General features: G+C 63.2%; 10 protein-coding genes. 7 read left to right on the forward strand and 3 right to left on the reverse strand.

Annotation, left to right across the window (positions count from 1 at the left end; genetic code table 11):
* Positions 1-186 precede the first annotated feature (186 nt).
* Positions 187-2,547, reverse strand: coding sequence for an EAL domain-containing protein (locus ASD83_RS17415; RefSeq protein WP_082561306.1), 2,361 nt, complete (start codon positions 2,545-2,547; stop codon positions 187-189).
* A 98-nt stretch (positions 2,548-2,645) separates the two neighbouring features.
* Positions 2,646-3,539 carry a helix-turn-helix domain-containing protein gene (locus ASD83_RS17420; protein WP_162249187.1) on the reverse strand — a complete coding sequence of 298 codons (894 nt, stop codon included), beginning with the start codon at positions 3,537-3,539 and terminating at the stop codon, positions 2,646-2,648.
* Between the two features lie 181 nt (positions 3,540-3,720).
* Here ASD83_RS17420 and ASD83_RS17425 point away from each other — a divergent pair, with 181 nt between their 5' ends.
* The 6 genes from ASD83_RS17425 (at position 3,721) to ASD83_RS17450 (ending at position 10,040) form a co-directional block, all read left to right on the forward strand.
* A complete protein-coding gene (locus tag ASD83_RS17425; protein ID WP_056313259.1) occupies positions 3,721-4,956 on the forward strand; it encodes an amino acid ABC transporter substrate-binding protein in 1,236 nt (411 codons plus the stop codon).
* Between the two features lie 173 nt (positions 4,957-5,129).
* Positions 5,130-6,002, forward strand: a complete 873-nt coding sequence (locus ASD83_RS17430) for a branched-chain amino acid ABC transporter permease (protein WP_056313261.1) — start codon at positions 5,130-5,132, stop codon at positions 6,000-6,002.
* Positions 5,999-6,916: a branched-chain amino acid ABC transporter permease gene (locus ASD83_RS17435; RefSeq protein ID WP_056313264.1), complete on the forward strand. Its 918-nt coding sequence runs from the start codon at positions 5,999-6,001 to the stop codon at positions 6,914-6,916. The genes ASD83_RS17430 and ASD83_RS17435 overlap by 4 nt, the downstream gene beginning before the upstream one ends.
* Positions 6,913-7,638, forward strand: coding sequence for an ABC transporter ATP-binding protein (locus ASD83_RS17440; protein ID WP_056313266.1), 726 nt, complete (start codon positions 6,913-6,915; stop codon positions 7,636-7,638). Before ASD83_RS17435 ends, ASD83_RS17440 begins: the two co-directional genes overlap by 4 nt.
* Positions 7,631-8,344, forward strand: a complete 714-nt coding sequence (locus ASD83_RS17445; RefSeq protein WP_056313269.1) for an ABC transporter ATP-binding protein — start codon at positions 7,631-7,633, stop codon at positions 8,342-8,344. Before ASD83_RS17440 ends, ASD83_RS17445 begins: the two co-directional genes overlap by 8 nt.
* Before the next feature lie 241 nt (positions 8,345-8,585).
* A complete protein-coding gene (locus ASD83_RS17450) occupies positions 8,586-10,040 on the forward strand; it encodes an aldehyde dehydrogenase (protein ID WP_056313271.1) in 1,455 nt (484 codons plus the stop codon).
* Positions 10,041-10,135: 95 nt separating this feature from the next.
* Here the strand turns inward: ASD83_RS17450 and ASD83_RS17455 are convergent, their stop codons facing one another.
* Positions 10,136-11,005 (reverse strand): helix-turn-helix domain-containing protein, encoded by an 870-nt coding sequence (locus tag ASD83_RS17455; RefSeq protein ID WP_244489222.1) that lies wholly within the window; start codon positions 11,003-11,005, stop codon positions 10,136-10,138.
* A gap of 50 nt (positions 11,006-11,055) precedes the next feature.
* Between ASD83_RS17455 and pobA the strand changes: the two genes are divergently transcribed.
* Positions 11,056-12,216 (forward strand): 4-hydroxybenzoate 3-monooxygenase, encoded by a 1,161-nt coding sequence (gene pobA, locus ASD83_RS17460; protein WP_056313273.1) that lies wholly within the window; start codon positions 11,056-11,058, stop codon positions 12,214-12,216.
* Positions 12,217-12,831 lie beyond the last annotated feature (615 nt).

Consider the following 12,831-nt stretch of genomic DNA (forward strand, 5'->3'; position numbering starts at 1 on the left):
GCCAACGCCAAAGTAGACCTCATGGTGAGGTGCGCAGCGTAGCGTAGCCTCGAACCACGAGGGCGTGCCCCAATGTTGCAGTGCCACGCCCCCGTGGTTCGAGGCTTTGCTCTGCAAAGCACCTCACCATGAGGGCTATTGCGAGTATGCAAGTCTGCCGGGCGGGCGTGCCCCGATGCGTCAGCCCTAAGCCCGCCGCTTCGCCGTATCGAGCGGCACCACATTGCCCACCCTTGTCTCGGCCAGTTCGCTGGGGGGGCCAAAATAATACCCCTGGGCATGGGTGCAGCCATCGGCAGCGATCATGTCCTGCTGCTCCTTGCTCTCGATGCCCTCCGCCAGCACCGGAACATTGATATTGCGCCCGAGATCGGCAATCGAACGCACGATGGCGCGGGCATGCTTGTCCTCGCTCATCGCGGCAATGAAGCTGCGGTCGATCTTGATCTTGTCGAACTGGAAGGTCCGCAGATTGCTCAGCGACGAGTAGCCGGTGCCAAAATCGTCGATAACGATCCGCACGCCATGCGTTTTCAGCGCATGCAGCATTTCGCGCGATAGCGCTTCGTCCTGCAACAGCACGGATTCGGTGATTTCAAGCTCGAGCCGCTCCGGGGCAAGGCCGGTTTCCTGCAATACCGCGAAGACGCGATCGGCGAAATTGCGGCGGCGGAATTGCACGGCCGAAACATTGACCGCAACGCTCAGCTCGTCCGGCCATTGCGCGGCCGTCCGGCAGGCCGAGCGCAGCACCCATTCGCCCATGGCGTTGATGGCTCCGCTTTCCTCGGCAATGGGAATGAAGACCGATGGCGGCACTTCCCCCAGCTCCGGATGGTGCCAGCGCAACAGCGCCTCATAGCCGACGATCGCGCCGGTTTCGGCCTTGACCAGTGGCTGGAACGCGGTGCGCAATTGCTTGCGCCGCACCGCCTGGCGCAGTTCGGCCTCCATCTGCCGGCGGTCCCGCAATTCCTGGTCCATTTCGGTCGAATAATGGGCCGTAATACCCCGGCCGGTGGATTTCGCCCGATAAAGCGCGATATCGGCGCAATGGCGCAGCGCATCCCCGTTTTCCCCGTCATCGGGGAAAAGCGCCACCCCGATGCTCACCCCCACCGACATGGGATTGGTCTGGGGGTGAAAGTCGCGGCGGAAGGCGCGCTGGATGCTTTTTGCCAGCTGTTCGGCCGCCTTGGGCTGGCTCTGGCCAACCTGCACGATGATGAATTCGTCGCCGCCGATCCGCGCCACCGTATCGACGTCATTGGTGCATTCGCGCAGGATTGCGGCGACGGTTTTGAGCACCTGGTCGCCCGCGCTATGGCCGAAAAGATCGTTCACCGCCTTGAAGCGATCGAGATCCAGCGCCAGGACCGCCAGCGAGGCGTGGGCGCGTCCGGCGACACCGATGGCCCGTTGGAGACTGTGATTGAGCAAGGTGCGATTGGCGAGCCCGGTAAGGGGATCATGATTGGCAAGGTGTTCGATCTGGCGCTGCGCCTGCCGTGTGGCGGTCAGGTCGCGCACCGCCAGCACCTGCGTCGGCCGCCCGCGATATTCTACGGTCCGAACCGCAAATTCCAAGCTCCGCTCCTGCGGGCCCTCGACCAGCGTTGCCTCGGCGATCCCCTCACGATCGCCCAGCACCTTTTGCCCATCGGCCGGTAGCAGCAGCTTTTCGGGGTCCATGCCGGTCATGGCCGAAACCGGCCCATCGAACGCGACGATATCGCGAAAGCGCGCATTGAGATCGATGATGCGATTATCCCGCACGATAGCGACGCCCTCGATATAGGCCTCGGTCATGCCGCGCAGGTCGGTGAGGTAACGGTCGAGCACCACGGCGGCGACACTGCCGCAGGCCGAAATGGCGGCAATCGCGCAGATGGCGCCCACCAGCCAGACGCGGTTCGCCTCGTCTCCCCCATGCGCCAAAACGCTGGGATCGAGCGCAAAACTGACCGCGGCCACGTCGCCGAAGTGCAGCACCACGATGCCGGCGGCAACGAGAAGGCCGGGCACCACCTGCCGCAGGCCCCGGATTCCGCTCCGCTGTCCGGCAAAGGCCAGCGCGAAGGCGCCGATCGCGAACGTGGCGGCCCCGATCAGCAGCGCATAATCATAGCCCTCCCGGATCAGCCCACGCATGGCCATCATGCCCAGGAAATGCATGGCCGCCACGGTACCCGCCAGCACCACGGCCGCCAGGATCAGGCCTGTCCGCGTGTTCCGGCCGAAGAGCCGCAGGCTTTCGAGCACGCCGCCCACCGCGACCAGCGCCGAAATCGAGGTCACCAGCCAGTCGAAATTGGCCGTGACCGATCCCTGATAGGCCAGCATGGCGACAAAATGGGTGGCCCAGATGCCAAGGCCGCCGACACCCGCCGCCCCGATCAGCCAAAGGGGCTTGCGTGCCTCGGCGCATTCATCAAGCCGCCGCAGCAGCAGAAACATGACCTGCATCGAGGAAAAGCAAATCGTGGCCGCCAGCAGGAATGTTACTGTGTCATGCTCTAATACAATGCAATCCAGCAACTTCAACATCAAGGCACCTCGTGTTGGTGTGCCGATGCTCTGCCCAAATTGTTAATTTAGGCATAGTTTTTCGGTGGGCATTACTACAGTTTGCCTCAGTGCGCATTTTACGGCCAGGCCGCATAAGACCCGTCGCGCCGCCCTTGCCGCTGCGCCGCCTGCTGCCGAAACCGCCCCGGCGAAATGCCCTTCCGCTGCGAAAAGAACCGGCTGAAATAGCCCGCATCGCGAAACCCCAGCGCGTCGGCCACTTCGCCAACCTGCATAGAGGATCGCTCCAATAGCGCCTCCGCATCCTCCAGCAACCGCCGATGCACCAGGTCCAGCGGCGTCACCCCGCTCGCCCGCTTGATCGCCGTATTCAGCCGGTCCGTGGTGATCCCCATGGCAGCGGCATAGTCGGCCACCCGCCAATGCCGCCGCGCATTAAGCTCCACCAGTTGCAAAAAGCCCTGCACCAGCATGCGCGGCGAGCTCTGCGCTGGCCGCGTCCCCCCGCCGCCCAAGCGCCAGAATGCAATAAGCACGAGGCATAGCCGGCTCATCACCGCCTCGCGCATTCCCGGCAGATCGTCAAACAGCTCCGCGCTCAACCCCGCAATATCAGCGCCAATCGCCCGCGCCGCCTTGCCCTCCAGCGGTACGCCGAGCAGTGGCCGCTCCATTCCCTCGCGCAGCGGCCCGGCAATGGCGGTGGCCGGCACCACCCGCGCCAGCGCGCCGTCCGAAACGCTCAGCATTGCCCCGCGCGCGCCTGCCTCGAGCCGTACCTGCCCCTCGACGCCCCCCGGCAACCAGATCACGCACGGCCCCCGCACCGTCGTGCCATTCTGCCCCAACCACACCTCGCCCATGCCGGCATCGAGCAAAAATCCATGCGCCGAGCGCCGCGTCCGATCCCCGGCAAAACGCCACTCCGATGGCGTAAGACTGCCCGTCAGGTCCGTCACTTCGACATCCGGCCCCTCGACCCGCGCGCCCTGCGCCATTGTCTGATGCACGTCCATCTCCCCCAAAATGCCAGTAAAAATACAAAACTCTCTCAGTTTTGTCCATTTCACTCGGGTCGAGCCCGGCCTAGCGTTTCAATAGGGTCGGAACCGGACACCCAAAACTGCGCAAAGCAGGGGGTCGGAACCGAATTTTTGGGAAGGCCCGCACTGTCGGGCATGGGAGGACGACATGACGACTCTGTCTCGTAGAACGCTGCTTCAGGCCATGGGATCAGGCGCGCTGGCCACGGCTCTCGCCAGCCTGCCCACTTTCGCGCAGGACCGCACCGCCATCCGCATCGGCTACGCCGTCTCGAAAACCGGCGCCAATGCCGGCGGCGCCGGCATCTCCACCATTCCCAATTATCTTCTCTGGGTCGATGACGTGAACAAGGCCGGTGGCCTCGAGCTCTCAAAACTCGGCGTCACGCTGCCCCTCGAAGTCACCGAATATGACGATCGCTCCTCCGCCGAAGAAACCGTCAGGGCCATCGAGCGCCTGGCAACGCAGGACAATGTCGATTTCATCCTGCCAAGCTGGGGCACCGGCTCCAACCTTGCCGCCGGCCCGACCTTCGACCGTTTCGGCTTCCCCCAGCTTGCCGGCACCGCCGTCACCGACATGGCGCCGCAACTGGCCCAGCGCTGGAAGAACTCTTTCTGGTTCCTCGGCGGCGGCCACGACTATGCCAATGCGCTGGTCGATCTCCTCGTCAAACAACGCGACGCCGGCGCCATCAACAACAAGGTCGCCATTGCCTCGGTCGCCGACGGCTTTGGTATCGATCTCTCGAAAGCCGCAACCCCAGCCTTCCAGGCTGCCGGCTTCGAACTGGTCTACGACAAGACCTATCCCCTCGGCACCTCCGACTTCGCGCCCATCATCAATGAAGTCTCCGGCCTCGGCGTCGATACCTTCGTCGCCTTCTCCTATCCGCCCGACACGTTCGCCCTGACCCAGCAGTCGGTCGTCGCCAATTTCAGCCCAAAAATCTTCTATCTCGGCGTCGGCACCGCTTTCCCGATCTATCCCAATGTCGCCGGTCCCAACCACAATGGCGTCATGGGCGTCGGCGGCATCGACCCCGATAGCGATGCGATCGCTGCTTACTTCGAGCGCCACACCGCCCTTATCGGCCAGGCCCCCGATAGCTGGGCCAGCGCCGTCACCTATGCCAGCCTCGAAATTTTGGGCCAAGCCATCACCCGCGTCGGCGATCTCGACAAGGCCGCCGTCTCAGCCGAAATCGCCTCCGGCGAATTCGACACGATCCTCGGCAAGGTCAAACTCGTCGACAACCAGCTCCGCGCTTTGTGGACAGTCGGCCAGTGGCAAGACGGCAAATTCGTCGGCCTCGCCCACACCGAACGCGACGCCAGCCGCGAACCGGTGGTGCCAAAGCCGGCCTGGGTTCCTGCGAGCTAAGGAAAGACACCCCCTCCCATCCTCCCCCATCAAGGGGGAGGTGCAGGGATAGTGTGCGACGAAAGATAGTGCCTCATACTCGATGCAACACCTCCCCCTAGATGGGGGAGGAGGGAGGGGGTGTCGGCAGACACCGGCCCCCTCGACCGCCCCCACTCTATTCAGGAGCAAAAATGCTCTTCAGCGCCATCCTCACCGGCCTCGTCCTCGGCGGCACCTATGCGCTCATCGCCATGGGCCTGACCCTCCAATACGGCGTCGCCCGCATCATGAACCTGGCCTATGGCGATCTCATCATCGCCGGCAGCTTTGGCGCCATGCTCCTGTTCACCGCTGCGGGCATCAACCCGCTTCTCGCTCTCTTTATAGTGGTGCCATCAGGCTTCGCCCTGAGCTGGCTCATTTATGCCCTGATGCTGCAGCCACTCGCCCGCCGCTCACCCAATCGCGACCGTCTCGAAGGCGATAGCATCCTCGCAACCTTCGGCCTCCTCTTCGTCATCCAGGGCGTCGCGCTCGTCCTCTTCGGCGCCAATTACCAAAGCTACTCTTTCCTCGCCGTCCCCATCGATGTGTTCGGCACCACCATTGCCGCCAACCGCCTCCTCGCCTTCGCCCTCGCCGTCCTCTTCGGCACCGGCCTCTGGCTCCTCCTCACCCGCACCCGTTTTGGCACCGTCATTCGCGCCGTCGCCGCCAATCCCGGCTCGGCGCCTCTGGTCGGCATCAATGTCGATCACGTCGCTCGCCTCGCTTTTGCTTTGGGCGGTGGCCTTGCGGCAGCCGGCGGCGTCGTCGTCTCCATGTATCTGACCTTTTCCGCCACCATGGGCGTTGTCTTCACCATGAAGGCGCTGATCGTCGTCATCATGGGCGGCGTCGGCAATCTCCTCGGCGCGCTCGCCGCCGGCCTCATTCTCGGCGTCGTCGAAACCCTCGTTTCGAGCTTCATCGATCCCGGCCTGACGCTGGCCGCCACCTATCTCATCTTCCTCGCCGTGCTCGTCGTCCGGCCACAGGGCCTCTTCGGAAAACCCGCCCGATGATTGTTTTGGTCTCGCTCCTCGCGCTTGTCGCTCTCGCGGCGGTTCCCTTCTTCGTCGGCGCCTATCCGCTCGGCCTGGGCATCGGCATTCTGGGCTATGGCGTCCTCGCCACGGCCTGGGCACTCTTCTCCGGTCCCACGCGCTACATATCCCTCGCCACCGTCGCCTTCTTCGGCATCGGCGCCTATACGGTCGCGGTCCTTGCTGACCTCATGCCCTATCCGCTGGTGCTCCTTTGCGCCGCGCTGATCGGTCTTGTCGTTGCCATCCTCGTCGGCCTCGCCACCCTGCGCCTCGCCGGCATCTATTTTGTCATCTTCACCTTCGGCCTCGCCGAACTCGTGCGCCAGCTCGTCACCTACTATGAGGTCAACGTCACCCGCACCCTCGGCCGCTATGTGTTCCTGCCCATCGGCCCCGAACACATCTATTGGCAGCTCCTCGGCCTCCTCGCGATCACCCTGGCGCTGGCCTTCTGGATCAGCCGTGCCAAGATCGGCCTTGCCCTGCGCGTCATTGGCGACGATCCCGTCGTCGCCTCCCATCTCGGCATAGGCATCACCCGCACCAAACTCGCGCTCTTCTCTTTAAGCGCCGTGGTCATGACCCTAGCCGGCGCCATCCAGGCCCCCCGCTGGACCTATATCGAGCCCTCCATCGTCTTTAATCCCACCGTGAGTTTCCTCACCGTCATCATGGCCCTCCTCGGCGGCCCCAACCGTCTCTTCGGCCCGCTCCTTGGTGCCGTGCCACTCTTCCTTCTCTTCGAATGGCTCTCGGCCAATTTCCCCAATCACTATTCCATCATTCTGGGCCTGCTTTTCATCGCCATCGTCTTCCTCCTCCCCAATGGCGTCCTCGCCGCATGGGACAAGTTTGCCGCCCGCCTCAAGAACAAGGAGGCCCGTGCATGAGCCTTCTCACTCTCTCCAATGTCACCAAGCGCTTTGGCGGCCTCACCGCGGTCAATGGTCTCACCTTCGCGATCAATGCCGGCGAAACCGTCGGCCTCCTCGGCCCCAATGGCTCCGGCAAGACCACGGCGCTCAATATGATCTCGGGCTATCTGCCGCTCACTTCAGGCACCATCGCGCTTGAAGGCACAACCATCAGCACTCTCGGGCCCGAACGCATCGCTCATCGTGGCGTCGCCCGTACTTTCCAATTGGTCCGCGCGTTGCCATCCCTTACAGTCGGCGAAAACGTCCTTGCCGCCTTAGCCTTCCGCAAAGACCCGCTCTGGGGCAGCGAGGCCGAAGCAAAGATAGGCGCCCTGCTCGAAAACGTCGGCCTCGCCGGCCGCCAACACGACCAAGCCAGCAATCTCACCTATATCGACCTCAAGCGCATGGAACTGGCCCGCGCTCTCGCCACAGAGCCCAAACTGCTGCTGCTCGATGAATGGCTTGCCGGCCTCAACCCGACCGAACTCCGCGCCGGCATCGACCTCATCACTCGCCTGCGACAAAGCGGCATCACAATTCTGCTCGTCGAACACGTTATGGATGCGGTGCGGGCGCTCTGCTCTCGCTGCATCGTCATGAACACGGGCGCGCGCCTCGCCGATGGTCCAACCGCCGATGTCCTCTCCGACAAAGCCGTCATCCGCGCCTATCTCGGAGACGACCATGCTTGACCTGACCAATGCAGCGCTCCGCTACGGCAAACACCTCGCCCTTAGCGGCGTCGGCATCTCCATCGCCAACAACGAAACCGTCGTCGTCCTCGGCGCCAACGGCGCGGGAAAATCTTCGCTCCTAAAAGTCCTCGCCGGCCTCGTCCGCCCCGAACCAGGCGCCGATCTCACCTTCGAGGGTAAAGCCGTCCTCGGTCGCCCTGCCCACGATTTTCCTGAATTGGGCATTGCCCTCGTCCCCGAAGGCCGCGGCATTTTTGGCGATCTCACCGTCGCCGAAAACCTCCAGCTCGGCGCCCACCCGCCCCATGCGCGCCCCCACGAAAAGCGCCAGCGCGACCTGGTCCTCGACCTCTTCCCGCGCCTCGCCGAACGCCAAAGCCAGATCGCCCGCACCATGTCTGGCGGCGAACAACAAATGGTCGCCATCGGCCGCGCCCTCATGAGCTGCCCAAAACTCCTGATGCTCGACGAACCGAGCCTAGGCCTCGCCCCCATCGTCACCTCAGAACTCTTCTTGGCCCTCGGCCGCATCAGTGCAACCGGCATCGCCATGCTGGTCGTCGAACAGAATGTGAAGGCTTCCCTCGCCATCGCCCAACGCGGCTACCTCATGGAAGCCGGCCGCATCACCGGGGCAGGGACGGCCGAAACCCTCCGCGCCGACCCCGCCGTGCAACGCGCATTTTTGGGGGCGGTGGCATGACGCTCTTTCCCTACCCACCCACGATGTCATTGAGCGCGAGGCGAACGGCGAATACTGCTCTCGCCATCACCCCCTCCCAACCTCCCCCATCAAGGGGGAGGTGCAGATCGAGTTTCGGGCACGCCTCTTTCCCCAATCACCAGCCCGACACCTCCCCCTTGATGGGGGAGGCTGGGAGGGGGTGGAGCCCCTCGCCCTACATCATCCTGTCTAAAACGAACCACCACATCGGAGACCCCACATGACCGATCTCGGCCTGCTCATCAATAACGAGGAAGTCCAAGCCACCGGCGGGGCAACCTTTGCCCGCAACAATCCCATGTCAGGCGAATTGGCCACCCGCGCCGCCGCCGCCACGGTGGACGATGCGTTGCGCGCCGCCGATGCCGCCGCTGCCGCCTTCCCCGAATGGAGCCGCACCGGCCCCGGCGCCCGCCGCAAAATCCTCCTCGCCGCCGCCGACAAACTCGCCGCCAAAGCCCCCGAATTCATCGCCGCCATGGGCGAAGAAACCGGCGCAACCGCCGGCTGGGCCGGTTTCAACGTCATGCTCGCCTCAGAAATGCTGCGCGAAGCCGCCTCGTTGACGACGCAAATCACCGGCGAAATCATCCCCTCCAACCGCCCCGGCTCCTCAGCCTATGGCATCCGCCAGGCCGCCGGCGTCGTGCTCTCCATCGCCCCCTGGAATGCCCCGGTCATTCTCGGCGTCCGCGCGCTGGCGACCCCGCTCGCATGCGGCAATACCGTCGTCTTCAAATCGAGCGAGATTTGCCCGCGCACCCATAAGCTGATCGCCGATGCGCTGTTCGAAGCCGGCCTCCCCAAGGGCGTCCTCAATGTCGTCTCCAACGCCCCGGCGGATGCGCCCGAACTGGTCGAAGCCCTCATCGCCCACAAGGCCGTGCGCCGCGTCAATTTCACCGGCTCAACCCGCGTCGGCCGCCACATTGCCGAAGTCGCCGCGCGCAATCTCAAACCCGCGCTCCTCGAACTCGGCGGCAAGGCCCCCTTTGTCGTTCTCGATGACGCCGATATCGGCGAAGCTGTCGCCGCCGCTGCCTTCGGCGCCTACATGAACCAGGGCCAGATCTGCATGTCGACCGAGCGCGTGGTCGTCGACGACAAAATCGCCGATGAATTCGTCGCCGCGCTCGCCACCAAAGCCGCGTCCCTCAAAGCCGGCGACCCGCGAAAGGGCGACACCCCGCTCGGGTGCCTCGTCGATCTCTCTGCGGCGCAGCGCATCGACGCCCTGATCAAGGACGCCGTAGCCAAGGGCGCCCGCGTCGTTGCCGGCGGCGGCATCGAAGGCACCATCATGCAGGCGACCGTCGTCGATAATGTCACCCCCGGCATGAAGCTCTATCGCGACGAATCTTTTGGTCCCGTCGTCGCCATCATCCGCACCGGCACGATCGACGAAGCCATCCGCGTCGCCAACGACACCGAATACGGCCTCGCCGCCGCCGTCTTCGGCCGCGACATCACCCGGGCCATGTCGGTCGCCGCGCGCATCGAGAGCGGCATCTGCCACATCAACGGCCCGACGGTTCACGACGAAGCCCAAATGCCCTTCGGCGGCGTCAAAGCCTCCGGCTACGGCCGCTTCGGTGGCAAAGCCGGCATTGCCGAGTTCACCGAACTGCGCTGGATCACCGTGCAAGGCGCCGAGCATATTCACTACCCGATCTAACCCACCCACAGCGTCATTCCCGCGAAAGCGGGAATCTCGTCTTCAAGCAGCAGATCCCCGCTTCCGCGGGGATGACTTCTTTGCAAGGATAGGGCCTATCGCTCCAGCGCCTCTTTCCGAAACGCCGCCGGCGACATCCCAAGCACCCGTGTAAGCACCCGCGAAAAATACGCCGGGTCCTCATAACCCAACCCCGCCCCGATTTCCTTGATCGACAGCGCCGAGAACAGCAGCATCCGCCGCGCCTCGAGCGCGATCCGCCGCTCGATCACCTCCAGCGCCGAAGCCCCCAGCACCTCCCGGCTCACCCGATTGAGATGCGTCTGGCTGACCCCGAGTTGATGGGCATAGTCCGCGATTTTTCGCGATTGCCGAAACTGCTGATCGACCAGCGCCCGAAACGCCTTGGCGTGAAGCAGCGCCCGGTCCGCCAGTGGACGCCCCGGCCGGCTCTCGTGCCGCGCCCGCTGCAGCGCCACCAGGAGTAAAGTAAGCAGCGCTCGCATCGCCGTCTCATGCTCCGCACCCGGCCGGTCCGCCTCGGCAGTCAGCCGATCGAGCGCCTCGCCCACCTCGAACGATGGCCCCTCCAAAACCATCGGCCCCGGCAAGTCGAGCCCCAACCCATTGAGGTCGCGCTCCATCAGCGTCACGACGATCCCCTCCACGTCATCGCTAAACGCAAAGCCATGCACCGTCAGCGCCGGCACCACGACTACCCCCTGGCGGCGGATATCGAACTTGCCATCGTCGAGCGTCACCCCGGCCCAGCCATGGGTGACATGCAGCACCTGAAAAAACTGCTCATGCCGGTGCGGCGCGATCCGGTAGCCATGCAGCCGGCTGCGCGACTGAATGGTCTCCCAGTGCAGCCAATCCTCTTTCGCGACCTGTTCGCCATAAAGCGCATAGACGGGGATCGTGTTCATGTTCGGATAGTGCAAGTCATTGCGCACCCTGTCCATTCACCAATTCGCCGAAACGCGGATGATGGTGGTAACGAGAGGGGAACACTTTGCGTACCAATGTTATCATTATCGGCGCCGGGCCAGCAGGTCTGATGCTCGGCCGCCTTCTCGAACTGGCCGGCGTCGACGCCGTGATCCTCGAGCGCAAAAGCCCCGACTATGTCCTGGGCCGTATCAGGGCAGGGGTGCTGGAACAGGGGACCATGGACCTGATGGACCGCGCCGAGGCCGGCACCCGCATGCATCAAGAAGGCCTCATCCACCACGGCATTGACATCAGCTTCGACGGCGACCGCCATCGCGTTCATTTTACAAACCTAATTGGCCGCCACGTCATGGTCTATGGCCAGACCGAAGTCACCCGCGACCTCATGAATGCGCGGAAAAGCCCCACCATCTATGAAGCCGAAGACGTCGAACTCCACGATTTCGATGGGGCCAATCCCTACGTCACCTACAGCCAGAACGGGGTCACCCACCGGATCGATTGCGACTACATCGCCGGCTGCGACGGCTTTCACGGCGTCAGCCGCCAAAGCGTCCCGGCAAAATCGCTGACCACCTTCGAACGCGTCTATCCCTTTGGTTGGCTTGGCATTTTGGTCGATCAACCCCCCGTTGCCGACGAACTGATCTACGCCCACCACGCCCGCGGCTTCGCCCTCTGCTCCCAGCGTTCCCCCAAGCGCAGCCGCTATTACGTGCAGGTCCCGGCCGACGAAAACGCAAAAAACTGGTCCGACACCCGCTTCTGGGACGAGCTGCGTCTCCGCCTCAATCCCGAAACCGCCGAAGCCCTCAAAACCGGCCCTTCCATAGAGAAGTCCATCGCGCCGCTAAGAAGCTTCGTCGCCGAACCCCTGCGTTTTGGCCGCCTCTTCCTCGCCGGCGACGCGGCGCACATCGTCCCGCCCACCGGCGCCAAGGGCCTGAACCTCGCTATGAGCGACGTCGCAACCCTCGCCGACGCCCTTATAGAAGCGACAATCGAGAAATCAGCCGCCGGCATTGATGCCTATTCGGCAAAAGTCCTGCAGCGCATCTGGAAAGCCGAGCGCTTTTCCTGGTGGATGACCTCTCTCCTCCACACATTCCCCGAAACCGGCGCCTTTGGCCGGCGCATTCAGCGGGCCGAATTCGACTATCTCAGCGGGTCGGTGGCGGCGCAGCAGAGCCTTGCCGAGAATTACACAGGCCTGCCATCCTGATCCGCGAACCGTCTCAAAAAATCGACCACCCGGTCAAACCCCTTGTTTTCCCGGCACTTGCACCTAGATATCCACAGCACCACCCACCCAGAACGACAGAAATGTCATCGAGTTTCGGAAAGGGGGGTTTACAGCCCTAAAGGTCACCCCTATAACCCCGCTCACCGCTGCAGAGCGAGACGCCAAACGGCGCAGCGAACTGCGGCAAGCCACTGAAAAGAAAGAGCAATCTGACTTAGATGTGGTTTCGAAATTCTCCTCGGTAAGTTCCAAACGAACCGAAAAGAAAATCGAAAAAAAGCGGTTGACAGGTTGGTTTGACTGACATAGATACCGCGGCGCTGACGACGCGAATGACTTAGAGTTGTTCCCACTGTTGGTGTTACAATCTGACAAGGCGGGTATGACGCCGGTTTAGGCCGGGGGAAAGTTGCTTCTGGTTGGGTTTTGAAATCTGGAGTTATGCTCCGACGACGTTCTCCCTTTCAGGGATGTAAGGTCAGCTCTTTGACATTGTGAAGATTGAAGAAAGAGAAACGTGGACGGCGAGGTTCTTGCGAACTGAAGCTGGGGTTTACTCCGGTGGAAGTTGTTAAGACTTTCGATGGGTGCACG

Origin of the sequence: Devosia sp. Root685 (assembly GCF_001427875.1) — a bacterium.
Lineage (GTDB): Bacteria > Pseudomonadota > Alphaproteobacteria > Rhizobiales > Devosiaceae > Devosia.

Excerpts from the sequence above, each read along its gene's own strand:
- ASD83_RS17430 (WP_056313261.1), top strand. The coding sequence starts at position 5,130 with ATGCTCTTCAGCGCCATCCTCACCGGCCTCGTCCTCGGCGGCACCTAT.
- ASD83_RS17440 (WP_056313266.1), top strand. The coding sequence starts at position 6,913 with ATGAGCCTTCTCACTCTCTCCAATGTCACCAAGCGCTTTGGCGGCCTC.
- ASD83_RS17445 (WP_056313269.1), top strand. The coding sequence starts at position 7,631 with ATGCTTGACCTGACCAATGCAGCGCTCCGCTACGGCAAACACCTCGCC.
- ASD83_RS17435 (WP_056313264.1), top strand. The coding sequence starts at position 5,999 with ATGATTGTTTTGGTCTCGCTCCTCGCGCTTGTCGCTCTCGCGGCGGTT.
- ASD83_RS17425 (WP_056313259.1), top strand. The coding sequence starts at position 3,721 with ATGACGACTCTGTCTCGTAGAACGCTGCTTCAGGCCATGGGATCAGGC.
- ASD83_RS17455 (WP_244489222.1), bottom strand. The coding sequence starts at position 11,005 with ATGGACAGGGTGCGCAATGACTTGCACTATCCGAACATGAACACGATC.
- ASD83_RS17450 (WP_056313271.1), top strand. The coding sequence starts at position 8,586 with ATGACCGATCTCGGCCTGCTCATCAATAACGAGGAAGTCCAAGCCACC.
- ASD83_RS17415 (WP_082561306.1), bottom strand. The coding sequence starts at position 2,547 with ATGTTGAAGTTGCTGGATTGCATTGTATTAGAGCATGACACAGTAACA.